Genomic DNA, 20,552 nt, shown 5'->3' on the forward strand with positions numbered 1-20,552 from the left:
GGTGGCGAGCGTTGGCTGGCGCTCACCATCCTCATGGCCGCCTACTCGGGTGAATCCCGGGAGCGTTCCCAGCTAGGACGATTCGCGGCGGTAAGACGTGGGTACACGTCGCGGGGTCCACCGGCGAGGACGTTTTGACGGACGCAACCAGCCGGTGGACCCCTGCTCTCAGTCCCGCAGCCAGACCGCCTCGTCCCGGTGCGACTCCAGCGGTCCGGGATAGTCGAGGCCGCGGCGCACCGGCTCGGAAAGACGCCACGGCTGGTGAACCGCGCCGCCGGCGACATCCTTGAGCTCGGGTACGTAGCGACGAACGTACACGCCTTCCGGATCGAACCGCTGAGCTTGCCGAATCGGGTTGAACTTGCGGTAGGGGCGGGTGTCGTTGCCGGTGCCCGCGGTCCACTGCCAGTTCCCGGAGTTGTTCGGCACGTCGCCGTCGATCAGCCAGCGGAAGAACCATTGCAGGCCGGGACGCCAGTCGACGCCCAGATGTTTGGTGAGGAACGCCGCGGTGATCAGCCGGGCCCGGTTGTGCATCCACCCCTCGGCGCGCAGCTGGCGCATGCCGGCGTCGACCACCGGAACCCCGGTCGTCCCGTCCTGCCAGTGCTTCAGGGCGTCGTCGTCGTGGCGCCACTCGTTGTCGGCCTTCTCCCGGAGCGCCTGTGTCGAGATTTTCGGGAAGGCGGCGGTGACCTGGTAGTAGAAGTCGCGCCAGCAGAGTTGTCGCAGGTAGGCCTGTGCGCCGGGCGAGTCGTCGTCCTTCGCGGCCAGGGCCAGTTCGAGTGGCGACAGGCAGCCGAACCGCAGATAGGCGCTGAGTCGGCTGGTGTTGTCGGCGGCCAGGTCGTCGTGCTCATCGCCGTACCGGGAAATTTGTTTGAGCCAAAGGCTCAGGCGGCGCCGAGCCTCGGTCTCGCCGCCGGGGATCGCGTCGGGTGATTCGCCGTCCGGCGTCTTCGGGAGGCGGCCGGGCGCGATGCCGGACGGCATCGCGATCTTGCGAGGGGTCGCGGTGATCTTGCGCCACGCGGCCTTCTCCCAGGATTTCCAGTACGGAGTGAAAACCCGATACGACTCTCCGCCACCGCTCGGCTTCACGGCACCCGGCGGCAGCACCGTGACGCCGGGCACGGTCTCGACCGAGAACCGTTCGTCCCGAAGCCGCCGCTCGCGCCGCTGTGCGTAATCGGTCACATCCTCGGCCACCGTGATCGCCGAAGCGTCCACCTCGCGGGCCAGCCTGACCGTCTCGGCGACCGGATCGCCCTCCCGGATCACCAGGTCGGCGCCCCGTTCCTGCAGGCTTTTCCGCAGGTCGGCCAGGCTCTGGTGGAGGAAGCGCGACCGGTTGGCGGAGAGTCCGCCGAGGCGCGGGTCGAGGACGAACAGCGGCACGACATCACCGGCGCCGGCCAGTACTGGATTGTCGTGGACCCGCAGGTCACGGGTGAACAGCGCGATCCGCGGGCCCATCTCAGGCCGCCAGTTCGACGGGGGTGCCGGGCCGGGTGAGCAGGCTGCGGACGGCGACGGCGGCCCGGCGGTGATTGGGAACGGTCGCGCGGCGGATGAAGACGTCGTAGTCGGCCGCCTCGATCTCGTCCAGGATGCCGCCGTAGAGCTGGAACGCGGTGCGCATGCACGCCTGGGAGGCGGGTTCGAGCAGCGGGATGCCGGGGGCGGCGGCCGCGTAGTGCTCGCGGGCCCGGGTCACCTCGGCTTTGATCAGCGCGCGGACGGGACCGGTGGCCACCCCGGCGTGCAGGTCGGCGACGCTGACGCCGTACTCAGCAAGGTGCTCTTGGGGTAAATAGACGCGTCCGCGGGCGAGGTCCTCGGCGATGTCCCGGATGAAGTTGGTCAGCTGGAAGGCGAAGCCGAGCTGGCGCGCCGGCTCGCGGGCGGCGACCGGGTCGGACGAGCCGAGGATCGGCAGCATCATCGTGCCGATCACCGCGGCCGAGCCTTCCATGTATCCGAGCAGGTCCTCATACGTCGCGTAGTCGGTGACGGTGAGGTCCATCTCCATGCTGCGGAGGAACTTCTCGAAGTCCTCCAGGTCCAGCCCGAAGACCGCGATGGTGTGCAGCACGGCCGGGAGCAGCGGATCCTCGACCGGCTCGCCTCGGAGGCCGGCCAGGAACCCGGCCGACCAGGCGGAAAGCTCAGCGGCGCGTTCCGCGGGCGGCTGGGACTCGGTCCGGTCGACGATCTCGTCGGCGAAACGGGTGAATCCATACAGAGCGTGTACATGGCGACGCTTCCAGGCCGGTAGCAACCGGGTCGCCAGGTAATACGTGCGTCCGTGTTCTCGGTGCAGCTCACGGCAGCGCGCATAGGCGGCGGCCAGATCGGTATCCATCCCGGTCCTCCCGGTAAATCGACGCACGAATCGACGCAACTTCCGAAAGTTAGGGTACGGTACTGAACGTGGCCAATGACACCCTCGAGGGAAATCGTGTAGGTGCGATACCCCGCCAGCCGGCCTCTCACACCGGCCTGACCAGCGCCGTCGAGGGGACACTCGCGGATTTCCTCGCCTCGCAGATCGCTTCTCTGGACACCATCGACGCGTCGCTCGGCGGGTTCGCGCGGACCGCGCGGGACCTGGTTCTGGCCGGCGGGAAGCGGCTTCGGCCGACGTTCGCGTACTGGGGGTGGCGCGGGGTTGCCGGCCCCGGTGCCGACTCCGAGCCGCTGCTGCCGGCCTTCGGTGCCCTCGAACTGATGCACACGTTCGCCCTGGTCCACGACGACCTGATGGACGACTCGGACACCCGGCGGGGCCGCCCCACCGCTCACCGCATCTTCGCCGCGCGACACGGGGCCCGGTTCGGCACCTCGGCCGCGGTACTGGTCGGTGACCTCTGCCTGGTCTGGGCCGATCAGCTGCTGGCCCGCACCGCGATCCCGCCGGCCACGCTGTTGCAGGTCCGCGCGCGATATGACCGGATGCGCATCGAGGCGGTCGCCGGGCAGTACCTGGATGTTCTCGGCGAGACCGATCCGGCGTCCTGGTCGGTGGAGCGCGCGCTGCTGGTCGCCCGGCACAAGACGGCCAGCTACACCGTGCAGTGGCCGCTGGACTTCGGGCTCGCCCTGGCCGGGATCGACGACGCCGAGGTGGCCGAGGCCTACCGGGTGTACGGCCTGGCCATCGGCGAGGCGTTTCAGCTGCGTGACGACCTGCTCGGCGTCTACGGCGACCCGGCCGTGACCGGCAAGCCGGCCGGGGACGACCTGCTCAGCGGCAAGCCGACGGCGCTGCTGATGATGGCCCGTCGGATGGCCACCCCGGCCCAGCTGTCCGAGCTGGACCACGCCGGGATCGACCGCAAGGCGCAGATTGTCGCCGAGACCGGTGCTCCGGCCCGCGTCGAGGAGATGATCCGGGCCCGGGTCACCGAGGGACTCACCGCGCTGTCCTCAGCGCCGATCGATCCGGAGGCCCGAGGCGTGCTTATCGAGCTGGCCACCGTCGCGACGCAGCGACCGGCATGATTAACCGCGTGCGAACCGTCACCGGACCCACCGATCGCGTCGTCATAGTCGGGGCCGGCCTGGCCGGCCTGTCCTGCGCCCTGCATCTGGCCGCGGCCGGTCGCCAGGTCACCGTCGTCGAGCGGGAGCAGGTGCCGGGCGGACGAGCCGGGCGGCTCTCGGTCGGCGGCTTCGAATTCGACACCGGCCCGACCGTGCTGACCATGCCCGAGCTGATCGCCGAGCCCCTGGAGGCGGTCGGGGAGAAGCTGTCCGACTGGCTCGAACTCACCCCACTTGATCCGGCATATCGGGCGTATTACCCGGATGGTTCCACGTTGGACGTGCGGACCGACACCACCCGGATGACCGCCGAGATCGCCCGGGTCTGCGGCGCCCGCGAGGCCGACGGCTACCTGCGTTTCGTCGACTTCACCCGGCGGCTCTGGCAGCTGGAACGCGATAACTTCATCGACCGGAACCTGGACACCCCGGTCGATCTGATGAACCTCAACCTGCTGCGACTGCTGGGCATGGGCGCGTTCCGCCGACTGCAGCCGAAGATCAACGAGTACTTCCGGGACCCGCGGACCCAGCGGATCTTCTCGTTCCAGGCCATGTACGCCGGGCTCGCCCCGCACGACGCGCTCGCCATCTACGCGGTGATCGCCTACCTCGACTCGGTCGCGGGCGTCTACTACCCCAAGGGGGGCATGCACGCGGTTCCGAAGGCTCTGGCCGGCGCCGCCGAGAAGCATGGGGTGACGTTCCGTTACGACACGACGGTCGAGCGAGTGATCACTCAGCACGGCCGGGCGACCGGGGTGCTGACCGCCGGAGGCGAGATCATCCCGGCCGACACCGTCGTACTGAATCCGGATCTGCCGATCGCCTACCGGGACCTTCTCCCCGCCCGGAAGCAGCGCAACCTGCGATTCTCCCCGTCCTGCGTCGTTCTCCACATCGGATCGAACCAGTCCTACTCGAAGATCGCCCACCACAACATTCATTTCGGTACGACGTGGCGGCGCACCTTCGACGAGGTCATCAACCGCGGCCTGCTGATGAGCGACCCGTCACTATTGGTGACCAACCCGACCCACACCGATCCGTCCGCCGCGCCCGACGGCAAGCAGACGTACTACGTCCTCGCGCCCACCCCGAACCTCGTCGCCGGACCGATGAACTGGCGCGGCGGGCTCGCCGAGCGCTACGCCGACGAGCTGCTGCGGACGCTGGAACAGCGCGGATACATCGGCTTCCGGGACGGCGTGGAGGTCGAGCGCATCATCACCCCGGCCGACTGGGCCGACGACGGCATGGCCGCCGGCACCCCGTTCGCCGCCGCGCACTCGTTCTCCCAGACCGGCCCGTTCCGTCCGTCGAACCTGCACCCCTCGCTACCGAACGTGGTCTTCACCGGTTCGGGCACACAACCCGGGGTCGGCGTGCCGATGGTCCTCATCTCCGGGAAGCTGGCCGCGAGCCGCATCACACGGGAGATCTCATGAGCGTTACGGAACGCGAACATCAGCTGGTCGAACTGGTCGACACCGCCGGGTCGGCCGCCGGGTCGGCCACGGTCGCCGACGCCCACCAGGAGCCCGGCCTCCTGCACCGGGCCTTCTCGGTCTTCCTCCACGACGACGAGGGCCGGGTGCTGCTGCAGCAGCGCGCCGCGGTCAAGACCCGCTTCCCGCTTCGCTGGGGAAACACCTGCTGCGGCCACCCGGCGCCCGGCCAATCGGTCACCGAAGCTGCTGGTCACCGCCTCTTCGAGGAGCTTTCCGTACGGGGGGTCGAGCTCACCGAACTCGGCGTCTACACCTATCGCGCGTCCGATCCGGTGACCGGACGGGTCGAACACGAATACGACCACGTGCTGATCGGGGCGCTGCCGGCCGGAACGATCCTCGGGCCGGACCCGGACGAGATCGCGGAACTGCGCTGGGTTTCCCCGGACTCCTTGCGGGCCGGACTGGCGGCCACCCCCGAGTCGTACGCGCCCTGGTTGTCCGGGGTTTTCGAGGTCCTCACCAGCGCCTTTCCCCGTCATCTGCCCCACGCCCGTCCCCACGCCCTCCTCGCTGAGCAGCCGAGTTCCCTCACGGAGCCGCCGAGCGCCCGTCCTACGGAGCAGTCCAGTGCCCTTCTCACGGAACGGCCGGGTGGCCGATGAGGCGCTGAGCGCCGGCGCCGCAGCCCGCCGTCTGGGTGTGGCGGTCACCACCCTGCGCACCTGGCATCAGCGGTACGGACTCGGCCCGAGTCGGCACGAGTCCGGGCACCACCGTCGCTACACCGCCGACGACATGGACCGGCTGCAGGTCATGCAGAGCCTGACCGCGCAGGGCGTGGCCCCGGCCGAGGCGGCCGCGTGGGCACTCGCCCAGCCCAGCCCGGACGCCACCGCCGCGGCCCCGGCCGAGCCGCCGTCGCCCTCGGCCGGGCCGGATCCGGAGACGGCGGCTCGTGGGCTGACCCGGGCCGCCATGCGGCTGGACGCACCGGCCATGCGGGACATCCTCTGCACCGCGATCCGGGAACGAGGCGTGGTCACCGCCTGGGCCGACGTGATCGCGCCGGTGCTGGTCGCCATCGGCGACCGCTACGAGCTCACCCAGCGCTTCATCGAGGTCGAACACCTGCTGTCCCGGACCGTCACCGAAGTGCTGGCCTCCGTCCAGCACGCGGCCGGCACCCCGCGGATCCTGCTCGCCGCCGCCGACGAGGAACAGCACACGCTGCCCCTGGAGGCACTGGCCGCCGCGCTCGCCCAGGGCGGGGTACCGACCCGCCAGCTCGGGGCCCGGGTGCCGTCTCAGGCGCTGCTGGACGCGATCGGGCGGACCGGGCCGTCCGCGGTGGTGCTCTGGTCGCAGCGGCCGGCCACCGGCGACGTCGGCCAGCTGACCCGGGTCCGGGACGTACCCCACCCCCCGGTGGTCGTCGCGGCCGGCGGTCCGGGCTGGCCGCAAGGTGATCTCCCCACCGGAATCACCCGCCTGACCGGCCTCGCCGACGCCGTCCAACTCCTCACCCCGGTCTGACCCTTCACGTTTCCGCAGGTCAGAGGCTTTTCGACGAAAAGAGGGGTACCGATTTGGAGACCGCCCGGTGGATCACATATGCTTTCCAAGCCTTCAACGGGGCGCAGTTGGGGCCAAGGCCACCAAGCACTGCGGATCGGGTCGCCAACTCGATGTGCAATGATGGCGGAGTTGCCCTCATCGTCTAGTGGCCTAGGACGCCGCCCTTTCAAGGCGGTAGCACGGGTTCGAATCCCGTTGGGGGTACTGGTAAGGTTTGCGGCGCAGGTCGCTCACCGGCCAGGCAAGACAGAAGTGAATAGCAAGGTCCTGTGGAGCAGTTGGAGTGCTCGCCGCCCTGTCAAGGCGGAGGTCGCGGGTTCAAGTCCCGTCAGGACCGCAAGGCACCATGTACGGCCAGGTAGCTCAGTTGGTACGAGCGTCCGACTGAAAATCGGAAGGTCGGCGGTTCGACCCCGCCCCTGGCCACCAGGCCTCTCGCCGGGCACTGAGCACCGTCCACCTGCGGAAACGCACGGTGGACGTTTTGCTTTCCGCCCTCTTTTCGCGCTCCGAAATTTCTGCCGGTTGATCGCGGATTCCCCATGACCGTCGTCACGAGTTGCACGTTCGCCGCACGACGATCGGGCTACGCCGCCGGCCCGATCCTGGCAGTGACGCCCAACACATGCAGCAAACCACCGGGCCTAATCCTCGACCTCGGAAGCCATGTTGGCGACTGGATGCTGCGGAGCCCCGGCCCAACCGCGGCGCAACGCTCCTCATTCCGGGCCCCCAAAAACGGCGCCGGCCGACGGGAGTTCGGAGCGGGCGGGAAACGAAAAGCGCCCGGCGGGAGAACCCGCCGGACGCCGTTGCTTCGTGGTGCCGTGATGAAGTGTTACTTGGTGAGCGCCTCGACCCGCTTCTTGACCTCGGTCGCGGCCGAAGCGACGGCCGCGGCCGACTTCGCGGACCGGGCGACGGTGGCCGACGAGACGGTCGGGTCCGGGTTCTCGCAGTTGACCGTGGTGCCGGCGGCCATCACGCCGCAGAGGTCGATCTCGGTGCCGCCGTCGAGGACGTCCAGGGCGGTGTCGCTGCCGATCAGGGCGTCGTCGGAGACGTCCTCGCCGACCAGGACGTCGTCGTCGCTGTCGCCGTTGATCGCGTCGTTGCCGGCCTCGCCGATGACGCCGTCCGCGCCCGCACCGGCGCTGATCGTGTCGTCGCCCGCGCCACCGAGGATGTAGTCGATGCCGACGCCGCCGGTGATCCGGTCGTTGCCCGCGAGACCGTCGATGAGGTCGTTGCCGGCGTCGCCGGAGATGGTGTCGTTGCCGCTGCCGGAACCGTCGGCGTTGTCGCCGACCAGGTTGTCGTCACCGTTGCCGCCGATGATCCGGTCGCTGTCGGCGCCGCCGTAGATGAAGTCGCTGCCGTCGCCACCGTTGATCGTGTCGGCACCGTTCTCGCCGAGGATCTGGTCGTTACCGGCCTGGCCGAAGATGGTGTCGTTGCCACGGCCGCCGGCGACCCGGTCGTTGCCGATGCCCGCGTCGATGCTGTCGTTGCCGGCCTGGCCGAAGATCGTGTCGTTGCCGGCCTCGCCCAGGATCCGGTCGACGCCGTTGCCGCCGTCGATCGAGTCGTTGCCGACGCCGCCGTAGATGTAGTCGTTGCCGTCCTGGCCGAAGAGCGCGTCGTTGCCGGCGTACCCGTACAGCTTGTCGTCACCGGCGGCGCCCTGGAGCTGGTCGGCGCCCGAGCCACCCTTCATGGTGTCGTTGCCGGTGCCGCCGTTGGCCAGCATGTAGACGCCGGTCTTGTTGACGAGCGTGTCGTTCTTGTCCCCCAGGGAGACGTTGAGCTTCGTCGTCTTCTTGGAGGTCGTGCACTTCACCTTGGTCGTGGTGACCTTCTTGCAGCCCTTGCCGGGCTGGAGCGCGACCCGGTCGGCCAGGGTGACGGTGCGACCGGAGATCGTGATGGTCAGCGAGTTCGCCTTGCCCGCCTGGGCGTTGAACTGCACCGTGTTCGTCCCCACCACCTTCGCGAGACCGGCCGAGGCCGCCTGCGCCGGCGCGGCGAAGAGGGCGGTGGTGGCCACGGCCGCGGCGGAAACGCCGATCATGGCCAATGCCTTGCGGTTGATCAAGAACATGGGAGATCCCCCGTGAGGAGCGGATGGGCGGTGTCGATCACCGCGCGCCCGATCGTAGAACGGTACCGTTTCGACGCGCCTCCCCGTTTCGGCTGATACGCGATGGCACTCGTGTGATGCCCGCCACTCCGCTTGGCGACCGGCTGGCGCTCACGGCTGCATTTCGGTCCAAAGACGACCGTCAGCGCCAGCTGAGGCCGGGGCCGGGACCGCGACACTCATCGCCGCGTGATCGGGGATCGCCTGTGGACGGTCTTCACGCGCTGCTGACCTGTTCGGGCCACTCAGTTGGCGGACGTTCTGTCCACAGGGCACGCATCACCTCTTGAAGCCGAGCGCGCGCTCAATCAGAGTGTTATCGGGATCGGTCCGGGCGGACCGGCTCGCGAGGAGGCACGACGTCGTGCAGACCTTCACCAACGAGGCCGAGCAGACGGCCTACAACCTTGCCGAGGCCCTGGCCGAGAAGGCGATGTCGTTCATGCGCAACGCCGAGGAGGCCGCGAGGGCGTTCCAGGGCGGGCGGATAGCGATGCGTCGCCAGTTCAAGGCCCGCGGGCTCTCCGAGGCCGAGGCCGACATCCGCTTCAGCGGCAGCGTGCAGGCGACCCGGGCGATCGCGGAGAATTCCTTCTTCATGTCGCAGGCGTCGATGTACAACACCGCTGCCGCGACGCAGTATGCGAAGGCGCTCTACCTCAAAAAGACTTGAGCCTCGCATCAGACCCCGCAAAACCCGACATTTACGGTACGCCGGTAGACGCGCCGATTGTGCCGTGACGCCGGATCAGCGCGCCCGCGGCCATGGCGGCGCGACCGGATGCGAGCCACCCGAGCGACAGGGGGCTTGGGCTGCCCGAGCGCCGCTCAAACAACAGAGAGCGGGCCGCTCGAACGGCCGGGATCGGACCGCCCGAAGGACGGCCGGCGGGAGTGGGATCAGGCCGCGCGGTGCCGCAGCGTCGCGACCGTGGACCCGGCCAGCGCGAGCAGACAATCCGGCAGCTGGCCGTCGGCGATCGCGGCCCCGAAGAGCGCCTCCCCGGTCGGCGCGTCACCATTCACATAGGCGCTGACGAAACGGGCCACCCAGCGCTTGTCGTAACGAGCATCGTCGATCCCCGGGAACTCCAGGGTCCAGCCCCCGCTGCCCGGCAGCTCGCCGACCATCGTCGCGGCGAGGCACCACGCGACGTCCCAGGCGCCGACCACCCCATCACGGCTGACGACGGCATCGAAGGTGCTGGCCACCGCATCACTGTCTCCGGTGAGGGCGCAGGCCAGGATCTGCGTGGCGTCGTCGAACGCGTGCTGTGGTGCTTCGGTCACGTTGCAAACCGTACGCGTCACCGTCAAGGAACGCCTGTGGATCAACTGTGGGTTCTCACGCGCCACGGAGGAGACACGTGATGCGCGCGGTGCAGACCCGCTCGCCACCCTCGTCCTCGAGAACGACCTCGTAGGTCGCGACCGCGCGCCCCCGGTGCACCGGCACCGCAATGCCGGTCACGAGCCCGGAGCGGGCCGCCTTGTGGTGGGTGGCGTTGATGTCGACCCCGACGGCGAACGGCCGGTCCACGGTCTGGCCGTGCAGGACCGCACCGACCGAGCCGAGGGTCTCGGCCAGCACGCAGGACGCGCCGCCGTGCAGCAGACCATACGGCTGGGTGTTGCCCTCGACCGGCATCGTGCCGACCACCCGTTCGGCCGTGGCCTCGGTGATCACGATGCCCATCCGCTCGGCCAGCGCACCCCCTCCATTGCTGGTGAAGAGGTGTTGCATGCCGTCTTCCGCGATATCCACGACGGCGTACGTTACCCCCGAGTCAACCTCGTTCCAGCGATACCCGTCACAGGTGTGGGACTGACGCTTGCGTCTGCGGGGTACTGATGTGGCGATTGCTTCCGGTGATCCATCCGGGCAGAGTTCGGATCCGTAAAGAGCGGTAGAACCCGAGAATCCCCTCAGAGGAGACGATATGAGCGAGCCGCAGGAGATCGTGGAGACCCGGGGCGACGACCGCGTCGACCTGATCACCAGCGACGCCAACAAGGACGGGAAGGTCGACGTCTGGGTGTCCGACACCGATGGCGACGGCAAGCCTGACCTGTTCCAGTTCGACACCGACGGCGACGGCAAGGTCGACGTCACGATGGTCGACCTGGACGAGGACGGCAACCCGGACACGATCGTCGACGGTGACGGCGGGCTGCCGCCGGCCGGCACGGTCTGACTCAGGCGCCGCCCAGGGCGGAGAGCGCGACCCAGAGGACGGCGATCGCGACGGCCGCGGTGACGACGGTGGAGGCGGTGTGCCGCCACGAGCGGGCCCCCTCGACCGCCTCGGGGTGACCCATGGCGATCAGGGTCGCCCGATGACGCCGTACGTCCAAATGGTGTTGATCTTGATTGGCCTGTTCCGGAGCCCGGCTGAGCTCGACGGCCAGCCGGGCCTGGGCGCGCTGCAGACGCCGTACCGTGGCCCGGGCTTTTCGCCCTGCTCTTTCCGCGGCATGGCGGCGCGCGGCGGCCCGGCGTGACCCGGAGCCGAGCGCTCGCAGCTCGCCCTCGGTGATCACCTCGGGATCGTCCAGGGTCTTGAGGCGTTCGACGTAGTACTCGGCCTCGCGGTCGTGGGCGCGGCGGACCAGCCACAGGATCAGCAGCAGCGGCGGCAGGCCCTTGAAGGCCAGGACGGCGAGCAGAGCCACCGCGCCGTTGCCCAGACCTTCGCGGAACAGTGGCGAGTTCCACAGCACGTGCGAGGCCCAGGCGCCGAAGAGCGCGAGCATCGCCATGGTGATCCGCCGTGGCCAGCCGCGATCCGTGCTGACCACCAGGTAACCGATGCCGGCGCCGGCCAGCGCGCCGAACAGGGTGTGGCTCCAGACCCCGGCCAGGAAGCCGCGGACCAGGAACGTCGTGATCACGGGCTGGACCTCGTCGCCCTGACCGGCGAAGGCGACCGCGCCGATCGCGAACACGATGTCCTCGACGATCTGGAAGCCGAGCCCGACCAGCGCGCCGTAGACGACGCCGTCCAGCACGCTGTTCACCTGCGATCGGGCGATCAGCACGATGGCCACCACGCCGAGCGTCTTGGCGATCTCCTCGACCGTCGGGCCGGCCAGCGCCGCACCCCAGTCGGCGGCCAGGCCGGGCGAGCCGAGCTTGGCGATCAGGTTCTCCAGCGCGGTGCTGCCCGGGATGGAAACGCTGGTGGCGACCAGAGCGCCCCAGGCGAACGCGACGACCAGCAGGCCGGCCGGTTCCCGCTCCAGGAAGTCGAGCTCCTGGACGAACAGCCAGAACGGCACCGCGAGCAGCGCGAACAGGACGAGCGCGGTGAGCGTGGCGATCGGGTAGGAGTCCAGGAACTTCGCGAGGATCTGCGACATCCGGACGGCACCGGCGGCCAGCAGCGTGATCACCACCCAGAACGCGGGCGCGCGGTACGGCCTGGCCGGGCTCGCGGCCCCGGGAAGGACGGGCTCGTTCATCGGCCGCCCTCGTACCGCAGCGTCTTGGTGCTCGCGTCGATGGCCGGCAGCGTGTGGTCCAGATCCAGGTCGGCCCCACTGACCGTGACCTCGATGGTCACACCGTGCGCGACGAAGACGGCGTAGCGCCCGCCGCGGTCACCGGCCGTGTAACCACCCTGCAGACCGGCCAGCCCGCCCGCGGTGGAGACCGCGAGCTGGGTGCCGGTCACCTGATAGCCGGAGGTGTCGGTGATCCGCTGCCGCAACCGGACGGCCGCCTGGGGCAGGTCGCCGGAGAAGGGTTGTACGGCGATCGAGTAGCGCACCGCCCCGAGCCGGAACAGCGCGGTGGCGCGGTCCTCCCCCGGCCGGGTGCCCGTGACGTCGAGCGTCGCACCGGCCGGAGGCACCACGGTGACCCCGGCACCGACCCGGTACGGCTCACCGCCGGGGATCGTCCTCTGGGCCGAGACGGCGCGATCGAGCGCCGGCAGGCCGAAGGAGAGTGCCGCCAGAACGGCGACCACGACGAGGGCGCTGAGCAATCCGGGTGTGCTGGGGAGATCGGTGAGATGACGCCGCGTGACCGTCCCCATCCGTCCACGCTAACGAGGACGCCCGGTTGGTGTCCGGCGATCCGTGCGTGCCACCACAGTGGATGGTCGATCAACCTGGAAGATTACGGATTTGTCCGTTTTACCGAAAGGTGCTCAGGGGTGACCGCCGAGGTCAACCAGACGCCGTTGGCACTGCGGTGGAACACGTGCCCGGCGGCCGCCATCACGCCCGCCGCCACCTCGAACACCACCACGTCGGCCGAGCGGCGCCGGCCCACCACCAGGGCGGTCGGCACATCGGCGGAAAGGTGTACGTGATTCCGGCTGCGCGGCCGCAACCCGTCCCGCCGGATCGAGTCGAGGTTCGCCCGCGGGGTGCCGTGGAAGAGGACGGCCGGCGGGTCGACCGGCGGCAGGTCCAGGTCCACCGAGACGCGGCGGGAGTGGCCCTGACTGGCCCGGATCCGTTCCACCCCGTCGTCGCCCACCGCGACCGCGAAGCGGGACTTGTCGTTGAAGGCCACCACGTGGTCCAGCTCAGAGCGGCTGATCCGGAGGGCGGCGAGGAAGTCGGCGACCGGCACCCAGCCGTTCGCGTCGAGGGTCAGACCGGCCGTCTCGGGCCGGTGTCGCAGCACCAGGGACATCCGCCGGCTGAGGCGGACCTGGTCGCGGGTCAGTTCGGTCAATGGTCTTGCTCCATGACCGCAAGGTAGTACGGCCGATCCTTCCGGTCGATCGATTTCAGGTGCCACCCGGTGCCCCTGAGTAGTTGATCCAGCTCGTCGACGGAGCAGTTGAGGTAGTCGAACCACTCGGAGGCGACCATCCGGTACCGCAGCCGCAGACGCAGCTGCCCGCCGAGCCGCCCACGGTCCCGGTTCAGCTGGTGGTAGCTCACGTGCACCGGGTCCTTGGTCCCGTACGGATCAGCGCCCTGCGCCAGGATCCGGGCCCCCGGGCTGGCCAGCCGGGCCAGCGCTTCCAGGAAGACCGGCGCGCGCTCCGGACCCTCCAGCAGGCCCAGGTTGTTGCCGAGCAGCAGGAAGGTGTCGTAACGGGTGGTCGCGTGGGCATACCGGTCGACGGTGCTCAGCACGGTGTCGCGCAGCCCGCGCTTGCGGGCCACCTCGATCGCGCCGGCCGACGTGTCCAGGCCGGTCACCGCCATGCCCCGGCGCTGCAGTTCCAACGCGATCCGGGCCGCACCCACCCCGATGTCCAGCACGTGCCCGCGGCACAGGCGCAGAGCGCGGTGGTCGTGCTGCGGCCAGGCCTCGGGCTCGTCCAGGTAGTGATCGGCGGGCGCGCCGTTGATCAGGCCGTCGTCGCGCTCGATCACCTCGATGACCGGACGGGGCAGACGCCCGCCGGCCAGCGGTCGGGGGCCGATGCCGGTCCGTACCGCGTACGCGTCTCTGATCATCTCGCCGAACGCGTCGCCGATGGCGGGCTGCTCCATGGTTCATTACTCTTTCGGGCCGCCCAGCCCGGAGCAAATCGGGCGCGCGATCTTGGCGTATCCCGATCGCCGGCGGCTCGTTGATCTAGAAAACGAAGAAGGGGCGTTACGCCTTCCCCAGCGCACGCCCCTTACAACGATCTAGGTCGAACCGGTCAGTCACCCTGACGCTGCGTGGGAATCTGCCCCTGCAGCAGGGCGCGAACCTCCGACTCCCGGTAGCGACGGTGGCCACCCAACGTGCGAATTGCGCTGAGCTTGCCCGCCTTCGCCCACCGAGTCACGGTCTTCGGGTCGACACGGAACATCGACGCCACCTCGGCCGGCGTTAGTAGCGGCTCAGGATCGTGCGTACGCGATGCCATCGGTCACTCCTCCACAGGTGCCTAAAAACATCGGCCGGGGTCCCGCCGGCCGGTGCGTCTCTCATGGTCCGGCTAGTCCCCGATGTCCGACATGGGCCGAACGGACGAACGTCCCCAGATAGACGGATGAAGCATGCCCGATTTTTGCGTGTTTTCTACGCCAGATAGTGTCTCGTTTAGTCCGATTATCACGCTTCGACCGGCGATGATCACGAAGAGTATTCGCCTCGGGAGCGCTCCCGCGACCGGAGAATCTTCCCGGTCTGTCCTATTTTCGCAGGTCAGTTGCTGCGTTCCAGAAGTTGGACACTTCGCCATCTAGCGACCAACTTCTCGTACGCCTCGCTGGCCGCGTCGGCGTCACCCCGGGAGAGCGCCGACAGGCCGGCCGCCACCAGTCCGGGGGAATCATCACCGGTCAGTTTGTCCTCCGGAAGGAGGTTGACCAGGCCGCCGTAGTCCAACTCGACCACCGATCGGGGATGGAACTCCTCCAGCCACCGGGTGCCCTCCTCCACCGCCTCGGTGATCGGGGCGTCGCCGAGCGACTTGCGCAGCACCGAGACCGCCCGATGGGCCCGGCGACGGGCCTTGGAGATCTCCGTGCGGTAACGCAGCGTGCGCCGCCGGCCGGTCAGGGCGATCTCCCGCTCCTCCAGGTCGACGAAGGCGAACCAGCGCAGCGGCACCCCCCAGGTGGCGATCTGCTCGTGCACGCGGGGCACACCCTGCTCCAGCACACGAGCGCCGCTGCGCCAGTCCTCCACGACGGCCTTGGCCTGGCCGGCCAGCACCGGCGGGACGAACGCGTCGGCGAGCACCGCCGGCACGCCGTCGCGGGCGTTCAGCGCGGCCTCGGCGACCCGCAGGCGCAGATTCCAGGGGCAGACCAGGATGGAGTTGTCCCATTCCAGGACGTACGCCTCGTCGGGCAGGTCGGGCAGCCGGGTCCAGCCGGCCCCGAGAGCCTCGAGCACGGCGGTGCGCTGCCGGACCGGGCCCTCGATCGGCCCGAGGTCACGGCCTTCCTTGGCGTAACGACGCCAGAAGACCTGCCGCTCCCGGTCGAAGGCGGTCAGCGGCTCGTAAATCCGTAGGTACGACGCGAACAGTGACGGCACGGCGCGATCGTTTCACAAATCCGGCCGGGTGGAACTTCCCGCGCGGGCGTAATCGGCGTGCCATTCCACGGCCGGGCAGGGCCTAGGCTCGCCTTATCCGGCCCACCCCGCCGGGTCACGGGCCCCACGAAGGCCCACACGGAAGAATCAGGAGAACAACGATGGGTGTGTTCGACACCGACGGCAACGACGCCACGGGGCACGAACAGGTCGTCTTCTGCCAGGACCGGCACTCCGGCCTGAAGGCGATCATCGGGATCTACTCCACGGCCCTCGGGCCCGCGCTCGGCGGGACCCGTTTCTACCCGTACGAGAGCGAGGCCGCCGCCCTCGCCGACGTACTCAAGCTGTCCCGCGGGATGGCGTACAAGAACGCGCTGGCCGGTCTGGACCTCGGCGGCGGCAAGGCGGTGATCTGGGGCGACCCGGCCACCACCAAATCAGAAACCCTGCTTCGCGCGTACGGACGTTTCGTCGAGTCCCTGAAGGGCCGGTACTACACCGCGTGTGACGTCGGCACGTACGTGCCGGACATGGACGTGATCGCCCGCGAGACCCGCTACGTCACCGGCCGCAGCGTCGAGCACGGCGGCGCCGGGGACTCGTCCGTCCTCACTGCCTGGGGCGTCTTCCAGGGCATGCGGGCGGCCGCCGAGCACACCTGGGGCAGTCCGACCCTGACCGGCCGCACGGTGGGCGTCGCCGGCCTCGGCAAGGTCGGCAAGTATCTGGTGACCCACCTGGTCCAGGACGGCGCCACGGTGGTCGCCACCGACGTCAGCCCGGCCGCCCTCCAGTGGGCCCGCACCAACCACCCCGAAGTCCAGCTGGTCCCCGACAACGAGACCCTGATCGCCTCGGACCTCGACGTCTACGCGCCGTGCGCCCTGGGCGGCGCGCTGAACGACGACACCGTCCCGGTGCTGCGGGCCAAGGTGGTCACCGGCGCGGCCAACAACCAGCTCGCCCACCCGGGCATCGGCAAGCTGCTGGACGATCGGGGCATCCTCTACACGCCGGACTACGTGGTGAACGCCGGCGGCGTGATCCAGGTGGCCGACGAGATCGAGGGCTTCAACTTCGACCGCGCGAAGCTCCGGGCCACCGGGATCTTCGAAACCACCCGCCGCATCCTCCAGCTCGCGGGTGACGAGGGCGTCCCGCCCGCGGTCGCCGCCGACCGACTCGCCGAACGCCGGATGGCGGAAGTCGGTCGCTTGCGGGCGATTTACCTCAACTAGACCGGTTCAGAGGCTGCCGCGCGGCGTTGTTTAGACAGAACCGCGACGCGCGGCAGTGTCACACGCAACCCGAGGTGCCGAAGACGGCATCGTCCATGTACCGTAAGACCCACGAGAGATGCCTGACGTCATCGGGGCCCGCCTTCGGGCTGCCCCGAATTCTGTGCGAGGGGGTCGAGCCATGGGGCGCGGCCGTGCTAAGGCCAAGCAGACGAAGGTGGCCCGGGAGTTGAAGTACCACTCCCCGAACACCGACCTCACCGCCTTGCAGCGCGAACTGGCCGGTAGTACACGCCAGTCCGACCGTCATTTCGACGACGACAACGAAGAGTTCGTCGACGATGACGAGGATGACGCTGACGACGACGACCAGGATTCCTGGTCGCCTCCAAGGCGGATTTGACCCGTATTGCACGGAGCACGCGGTATGGCCCGCGTGCTCAAGTGCGCCGTGGTCATCAACTCCTAGCGGTTGCAGCTGACGCCCACGCGGGCGATGTCCGCGTGGGCTTCGACCGAGTCTCGCACTCTGCGGGCCGGTGCCGCGCGCCGCGCGTTCCATTCGCATGGGCCCGATTTGCCCTGCGTCTTCCACCTGCTTAGGCCCCGACCTCGCTTCGGCGTGCTCGGTTCAGGCCTTCGCGGGCGCGGCCTTCGTCTGCTCGGTGCGACCCACCGCGGGCCTGGCCTTGCCTCTAGGTGCTGGGTGTTGGGCGCTGAGTGCCGGGGTGTGACCCACCCGAGCACCGCAGGCCCAGCTTTCACACCCGGCGTGCTCAGGCTGCTCAGCACGTCCTGGTGCGGGTTCAGCGTGCTCGGCACGTCCTGGTGTGGGCTCGACGTCCCGGTGTGGGGTTGATCGCGTCGCGCCGCTGCCGCCCGGGCCCACGTGCTCGGCTGCGGAATGGATGGCAGCCCAGCACGTCCTCCGCCGGCTCAGCGTGGCCGGTTGTTCCAGTTGTAGAACGTCGGGATGTTCTCGAAGTGGTTCCAGGCGCACACCGCCGAGCCGCTCTCCGGCGTCGCCTCCTCGGCACGCTGCCGCCGGGCCGTCTCCGCCTCGGCGATGAGCGCGGCCAGCCCGTCCCGGGTGTCGTGCACCCGGGCCGTCACCGGATCCGTCTCCACGCCGTCAGACAGCCGTGGGCTCGTGATCTCGGGCATGATCCAGCACTCCCTCCAGTAGGCGAATCTTGCTGTTCCGGCAGTGGTTCGTCTCGGTGACGTCGAACCGGCCGTGCTCGAAGTAGCGGTTGGCCGCGTGGGCACCGCCACAGAAGCCAAAGTAGGGACAGCTCTGCCGGCACGCCTCGACCCCGCGCAGGAACTCGGCGATCCACGGTGTGTCGGCCGCGCCGGCGAGAATTTCCCGGAGCGGGGTGGTGAGCACGTTGCCGCTGGTGAAATCCCCGTACCGCGGATCGTGGAAACCGGCCAGCTCGGGCGAGAGCAGCACCACCGAGCCGTCGTGGGCGATGGTCGGGATCGGGTCCAGCCGCCGGGGCAGCAGAGCGTCGGCGGTGCCGTCGAGGACCGCGGCCGCATACCGCAACGACCACTCGACCTCGCGCAGGTGGATGCTCGGCGCTTTGCGCCAGGCGCCGACGAGCTCGGCCCAGAACGCGCTCACCGCGGCCGGGTCGTGCCGGTTCAGCCGCAGGTTGACGCCCTCCTGCTCCTCCACGTTGATGCCGAGCACCTCGCAGCCCAGGCCGAGAAAGTACTCGTACAGCTCGGTGGCCAGGCCGGGTCTCGGGTCGGAGACCACGCACAGGGTGGAGAACGGGATGCCGTGCCGCCGAAGCGCTTCGACACCCCGGGTGATGTGGTCGTAGGCCGGTTTGCCACCCCGATCGACCCGGTCGCCGTTGCGCGCGCGGGGCCCGTCCACGCTCACGCTGACCCGGACGTCGTGGGCCAGGAAGAATTCGCACCAGGCGTCGTCGATGAGCGTCGCGTTGGTCTGGATGTGGTGCTCCACACCGTCGCCGAACGGCGCGAACAGGGCAGCCAGATGCTCCGCCCCGGCCGCCAGCGGCTCACCGCCGTGCCAGACCACCGAGAACCGGCCGGCCCGGGCGAAATCGGCGATCTCGGCGGCCACCGCCTCGGCGACGGCGACCGGCATCTTCCGATTCTCACGGCGGAACGGCAGGTAACAGTAACTGCAGGCCAAGTTGCACAGGGTAGTCGGCTGCATGACGACGTAACCCGGTTCCGACGAGATGCCTCGCATCCCGCTCCACGTGCCCGCCATCGCGCACCTCCCGTCCGGCACCCGTGACACAGCGCCAGGCTAGGCCCCACGGTCCAGACGCGGCCCCTGCGAACCTCACCACCATGCGAAAGATCCGTATGTGCCGGACATCGGCACACACGGATCATTTCATGTTCGGCCGGTGGTGAACCAGGCTCGCGATCCGCCAACCGTGAGTCTCATAACAAGATCACAGTCGGCGTCACGCTGCGTCAGCCTCGGGTGTACGAACCCATCATCTGAACCTGGCCCGTGCCCTCCAGCACCTCGCCGACCTGCCACGCCTCGACACCGCGACCGGCCAGGTAGGCCATCGCGCGGTCGGCGTCGTCCGAGGAGACGACCGCGAACATGCCGACACCCATGTTGAAGGTGGACTCCATCTCCGAGTCCTCGATCCGGCCCTTGGCCTGGATCAGGTCGAAGATCGGCTGCGGGCGCCAGGTGGACCGGTCCACCACGGCGTCCATGGTCGGCGGGAGCACCCGGTTCAGGTTGCCGGGGATGCCACCGCCGGTGACGTGCGAGAACGCACGTACGTCGGTCTCCTCGATCAGGCCCAGGCAGTCCTTGGCGTAGATCTTGGTGGGGGTGAGCAGCTCCTCACCCAGGGTGCGCGAGGTGCCGAAGTCGTCGACCACGGTGTCCAGGCGCATCCGGCCGGCGCCCAGCAGCACGTGGCGGACCAGCGAATACCCGTTCGAGTGCAGGCCGGACGAGCGCATCGCGATCACCGCGTCACCCAGCTCGACCCGCTCCTTGCCGAGGATCTCGCTCTCCTCGACGACGCCGACGCCGGTGGCCGACACGTCGTACTCATCCGGGCGCAGCACGCCCGGGTGCTCGGCGGTCTCGCCACCGAGCAGAGCACAACCGGCGTACCGGCAGCCGTCCGCGATACCGGCACCGATCTCGGCGATCTTGTCCGGGACGACCTCGCCGCAGGCGATGTAGTCGAGCAGGAACAGCGGCTCGGCACCGCAGGCGACCAGGTCGTCGACGACCATGGCGACCAGGTCGATGCCGATCGTGTCGTGGATGTCGAGCTGCTGGGCGATGACCAGCTTGGTGCCGACGCCGTCGGTGGACGAGGCCAGGATCGGGCTCTTGTACTTCGCGGTGTTCAGCCGGAACAGGCCGGAAAAGCCACCCAGGTCACCCATGACCTCGGGCCGGGTGGTCTTCTTCACCTTGGACTTGAGCAGCTCGACGGCCCGGTCACCGGCATCGATCGAGACGCCCGCCGCCGCATACGTCGCGGAGCGCTTGCGCGGCCCGCGGCCGGCGCCCGCCGTCCACGGCTGTCGGTCGCCGCCCTCAGCGCCGTTCGATCCGGCACTGCGCTCGGACACGTGCGTCACGGTTCTCCCCTTTAGCGGTTCTGCAG

22 protein-coding genes and 3 tRNA genes are annotated in these 20,552 nt (G+C 69.2%); 11 read left to right on the forward strand and 14 right to left on the reverse strand.

All coding sequences use genetic code 11. The annotated features are described in order from the left end of the window. Positions 1-168: 168 nt before the first annotated feature. Both ACSHV8_RS40435 and ACSHV8_RS40440 read right to left on the reverse strand, forming a co-directional pair. Complete coding sequence (locus tag ACSHV8_RS40435; RefSeq protein ID WP_436524844.1) at positions 169-1,479, reverse strand: cryptochrome/photolyase family protein; 1,311 nt, start codon at positions 1,477-1,479, stop codon at positions 169-171. 1 nt (position 1,480) lies between these two features. Continuing rightward, positions 1,481-2,368: a phytoene/squalene synthase family protein gene (locus tag ACSHV8_RS40440; RefSeq protein WP_436524846.1), complete on the reverse strand. Its 888-nt coding sequence runs from the start codon at positions 2,366-2,368 to the stop codon at positions 1,481-1,483. 68 nt (positions 2,369-2,436) lie between these two features. On the opposite strand from ACSHV8_RS40440, the gene ACSHV8_RS40445 reads away from it, so the two are divergent. The 7 genes from ACSHV8_RS40445 (at position 2,437) to ACSHV8_RS40475 (ending at position 7,007) form a co-directional block, all read left to right on the forward strand. Continuing rightward, complete coding sequence (locus tag ACSHV8_RS40445) at positions 2,437-3,507, forward strand: polyprenyl synthetase family protein (protein WP_436524848.1); 1,071 nt, start codon at positions 2,437-2,439, stop codon at positions 3,505-3,507. An 8-nt stretch (positions 3,508-3,515) separates the two neighbouring features. Continuing rightward, positions 3,516-4,997, forward strand: a complete 1,482-nt coding sequence (crtI, locus tag ACSHV8_RS40450; RefSeq protein WP_436524850.1) for a phytoene desaturase family protein — start codon at positions 3,516-3,518, stop codon at positions 4,995-4,997. Beyond that, entirely contained in the window at positions 4,994-5,665 is a 672-nt protein-coding gene (gene idi / locus ACSHV8_RS40455; RefSeq protein WP_436524852.1) for an isopentenyl-diphosphate Delta-isomerase, read from the forward strand. Before crtI ends, idi begins: the two co-directional genes overlap by 4 nt. Further along, complete coding sequence (locus ACSHV8_RS40460; protein ID WP_436537134.1) at positions 5,655-6,536, forward strand: MerR family transcriptional regulator; 882 nt, start codon at positions 5,655-5,657, stop codon at positions 6,534-6,536. Before idi ends, ACSHV8_RS40460 begins: the two co-directional genes overlap by 11 nt. A gap of 173 nt (positions 6,537-6,709) precedes the next feature. Then, positions 6,710-6,782: transfer RNA gene (locus ACSHV8_RS40465), tRNA-Glu, on the forward strand. A 59-nt stretch (positions 6,783-6,841) separates the two neighbouring features. After that, positions 6,842-6,915 (forward strand) — tRNA-Asp (locus ACSHV8_RS40470). Between the two features lie 15 nt (positions 6,916-6,930). After that, positions 6,931-7,007: transfer RNA gene (locus ACSHV8_RS40475), tRNA-Phe, on the forward strand. A 409-nt stretch (positions 7,008-7,416) separates the two neighbouring features. Here ACSHV8_RS40475 and ACSHV8_RS40480 read toward each other — a convergent pair. Further along, entirely contained in the window at positions 7,417-8,679 is a 1,263-nt protein-coding gene (locus ACSHV8_RS40480; RefSeq protein WP_436524854.1) for a calcium-binding protein, read from the reverse strand. A 403-nt stretch (positions 8,680-9,082) separates the two neighbouring features. Between ACSHV8_RS40480 and ACSHV8_RS40485 the strand changes: the two genes are divergently transcribed. Beyond that, positions 9,083-9,391 carry a hypothetical protein gene (locus ACSHV8_RS40485; RefSeq protein ID WP_436524856.1) on the forward strand — a complete coding sequence of 103 codons (309 nt, stop codon included), beginning with the start codon at positions 9,083-9,085 and terminating at the stop codon, positions 9,389-9,391. Between the two features lie 227 nt (positions 9,392-9,618). Here the strand turns inward: ACSHV8_RS40485 and ACSHV8_RS40490 are convergent, their stop codons facing one another. Both ACSHV8_RS40490 and ACSHV8_RS40495 read right to left on the reverse strand, forming a co-directional pair. Continuing rightward, entirely contained in the window at positions 9,619-10,008 is a 390-nt protein-coding gene (locus ACSHV8_RS40490) for a hypothetical protein (protein WP_436524858.1), read from the reverse strand. Positions 10,009-10,063: 55 nt separating this feature from the next. Beyond that, entirely contained in the window at positions 10,064-10,462 is a 399-nt protein-coding gene (locus tag ACSHV8_RS40495) for a hotdog fold thioesterase (protein WP_436537136.1), read from the reverse strand. A 196-nt stretch (positions 10,463-10,658) separates the two neighbouring features. Between ACSHV8_RS40495 and ACSHV8_RS40500 the strand changes: the two genes are divergently transcribed. Continuing rightward, a complete protein-coding gene (locus ACSHV8_RS40500) occupies positions 10,659-10,913 on the forward strand; it encodes a hypothetical protein (RefSeq protein WP_436524860.1) in 255 nt (84 codons plus the stop codon). A gap of 1 nt (position 10,914) precedes the next feature. Here ACSHV8_RS40500 and ACSHV8_RS40505 read toward each other — a convergent pair whose 3' ends face one another. The 6 genes from ACSHV8_RS40505 to ACSHV8_RS40530 form a co-directional block, all read right to left on the reverse strand. Next, complete coding sequence (locus tag ACSHV8_RS40505) at positions 10,915-12,180, reverse strand: PrsW family intramembrane metalloprotease (protein WP_436524862.1); 1,266 nt, start codon at positions 12,178-12,180, stop codon at positions 10,915-10,917. Further along, positions 12,177-12,758: a hypothetical protein gene (locus ACSHV8_RS40510; protein ID WP_436524864.1), complete on the reverse strand. Its 582-nt coding sequence runs from the start codon at positions 12,756-12,758 to the stop codon at positions 12,177-12,179. The genes ACSHV8_RS40505 and ACSHV8_RS40510 overlap by 4 nt, the downstream gene beginning before the upstream one ends. Positions 12,759-12,841: 83 nt before the next feature. Continuing rightward, entirely contained in the window at positions 12,842-13,408 is a 567-nt protein-coding gene (locus ACSHV8_RS40515) for an RNA 2'-phosphotransferase (protein ID WP_436524866.1), read from the reverse strand. Further along, positions 13,405-14,181 carry a class I SAM-dependent methyltransferase gene (locus tag ACSHV8_RS40520; protein ID WP_436524868.1) on the reverse strand — a complete coding sequence of 259 codons (777 nt, stop codon included), beginning with the start codon at positions 14,179-14,181 and terminating at the stop codon, positions 13,405-13,407. The genes ACSHV8_RS40515 and ACSHV8_RS40520 overlap by 4 nt, the downstream gene beginning before the upstream one ends. 155 nt (positions 14,182-14,336) lie before the next feature. After that, on the reverse strand, positions 14,337-14,546 hold the full coding sequence (locus tag ACSHV8_RS40525) for a BldC family transcriptional regulator (protein WP_014687221.1): 210 nt from the start codon (positions 14,544-14,546) through the stop codon (positions 14,337-14,339). 281 nt (positions 14,547-14,827) lie between these two features. Next, entirely contained in the window at positions 14,828-15,667 is an 840-nt protein-coding gene (locus ACSHV8_RS40530; RefSeq protein ID WP_436524871.1) for a hypothetical protein, read from the reverse strand. 161 nt (positions 15,668-15,828) lie between these two features. On the opposite strand from ACSHV8_RS40530, the gene ACSHV8_RS40535 reads away from it, so the two are divergent. After that, positions 15,829-16,908: a Glu/Leu/Phe/Val family dehydrogenase gene (locus tag ACSHV8_RS40535; protein WP_436524873.1), complete on the forward strand. Its 1,080-nt coding sequence runs from the start codon at positions 15,829-15,831 to the stop codon at positions 16,906-16,908. Positions 16,909-17,089: 181 nt separating this feature from the next. After that, the gene (locus ACSHV8_RS40540) at positions 17,090-17,311 is read left to right on the forward strand and encodes a DUF3073 domain-containing protein (RefSeq protein WP_436524875.1); all 222 of its coding nucleotides are present in this window, start codon (positions 17,090-17,092) and stop codon (positions 17,309-17,311) included. A gap of 533 nt (positions 17,312-17,844) precedes the next feature. Here ACSHV8_RS40540 and amcA read toward each other — a convergent pair. The 3 genes from amcA to purM all read right to left on the reverse strand — a co-directional run bounded on the left by amcA (position 17,845) and on the right by purM (position 20,526). Continuing rightward, positions 17,845-18,072, reverse strand: a complete 228-nt coding sequence (amcA, locus tag ACSHV8_RS40545; RefSeq protein WP_436524877.1) for a multiple cyclophane-containing RiPP AmcA — start codon at positions 18,070-18,072, stop codon at positions 17,845-17,847. Next, complete coding sequence (amcB, locus tag ACSHV8_RS40550; RefSeq protein ID WP_436537138.1) at positions 18,041-19,144, reverse strand: cyclophane-forming radical SAM peptide maturase AmcB; 1,104 nt, start codon at positions 19,142-19,144, stop codon at positions 18,041-18,043. Before amcB ends, amcA begins: the two co-directional genes overlap by 32 nt. Positions 19,145-19,377: 233 nt before the next feature. Beyond that, entirely contained in the window at positions 19,378-20,526 is a 1,149-nt protein-coding gene (gene purM, locus ACSHV8_RS40555; protein ID WP_436524879.1) for a phosphoribosylformylglycinamidine cyclo-ligase, read from the reverse strand. Between the last annotated feature and the right edge of the window lie 26 nt (positions 20,527-20,552).

Origin of the sequence: Actinoplanes sp. HUAS TT8 (assembly GCF_051380535.1) — a bacterium.
In the GTDB taxonomy this organism is placed as follows: domain Bacteria; phylum Actinomycetota; class Actinomycetes; order Mycobacteriales; family Micromonosporaceae; genus Actinoplanes.

What these genes read in the sequence shown, in the direction of transcription:
- ACSHV8_RS40520 (WP_436524868.1), bottom strand. Translation starts at nt 14,181, where the DNA reads ATGGAGCAGCCCGCCATCGGCGACGCGTTCGGCGAGATGATCAGAGAC.
- amcA (WP_436524877.1), bottom strand. Translation starts at nt 18,072, where the DNA reads ATGCCCGAGATCACGAGCCCACGGCTGTCTGACGGCGTGGAGACGGAT.
- ACSHV8_RS40480 (WP_436524854.1), bottom strand. Translation starts at nt 8,679, where the DNA reads ATGTTCTTGATCAACCGCAAGGCATTGGCCATGATCGGCGTTTCCGCC.
- ACSHV8_RS40525 (WP_014687221.1), bottom strand. Translation starts at nt 14,546, where the DNA reads ATGGCATCGCGTACGCACGATCCTGAGCCGCTACTAACGCCGGCCGAG.
- ACSHV8_RS40495 (WP_436537136.1), bottom strand. Translation starts at nt 10,462, where the DNA reads ATGCAACACCTCTTCACCAGCAATGGAGGGGGTGCGCTGGCCGAGCGG.
- ACSHV8_RS40505 (WP_436524862.1), bottom strand. Translation starts at nt 12,180, where the DNA reads ATGAACGAGCCCGTCCTTCCCGGGGCCGCGAGCCCGGCCAGGCCGTAC.
- amcB (WP_436537138.1), bottom strand. Translation starts at nt 19,144, where the DNA reads ATGCGAGGCATCTCGTCGGAACCGGGTTACGTCGTCATGCAGCCGACT.
- ACSHV8_RS40535 (WP_436524873.1), top strand. Translation starts at nt 15,829, where the DNA reads ATGGGTGTGTTCGACACCGACGGCAACGACGCCACGGGGCACGAACAG.
- ACSHV8_RS40510 (WP_436524864.1), bottom strand. Translation starts at nt 12,758, where the DNA reads ATGGGGACGGTCACGCGGCGTCATCTCACCGATCTCCCCAGCACACCC.
- ACSHV8_RS40500 (WP_436524860.1), top strand. Translation starts at nt 10,659, where the DNA reads ATGAGCGAGCCGCAGGAGATCGTGGAGACCCGGGGCGACGACCGCGTC.
- ACSHV8_RS40440 (WP_436524846.1), bottom strand. Translation starts at nt 2,368, where the DNA reads ATGGATACCGATCTGGCCGCCGCCTATGCGCGCTGCCGTGAGCTGCAC.
- ACSHV8_RS40435 (WP_436524844.1), bottom strand. Translation starts at nt 1,479, where the DNA reads ATGGGCCCGCGGATCGCGCTGTTCACCCGTGACCTGCGGGTCCACGAC.
- idi (WP_436524852.1), top strand. Translation starts at nt 4,994, where the DNA reads ATGAGCGTTACGGAACGCGAACATCAGCTGGTCGAACTGGTCGACACC.
- ACSHV8_RS40540 (WP_436524875.1), top strand. Translation starts at nt 17,090, where the DNA reads ATGGGGCGCGGCCGTGCTAAGGCCAAGCAGACGAAGGTGGCCCGGGAG.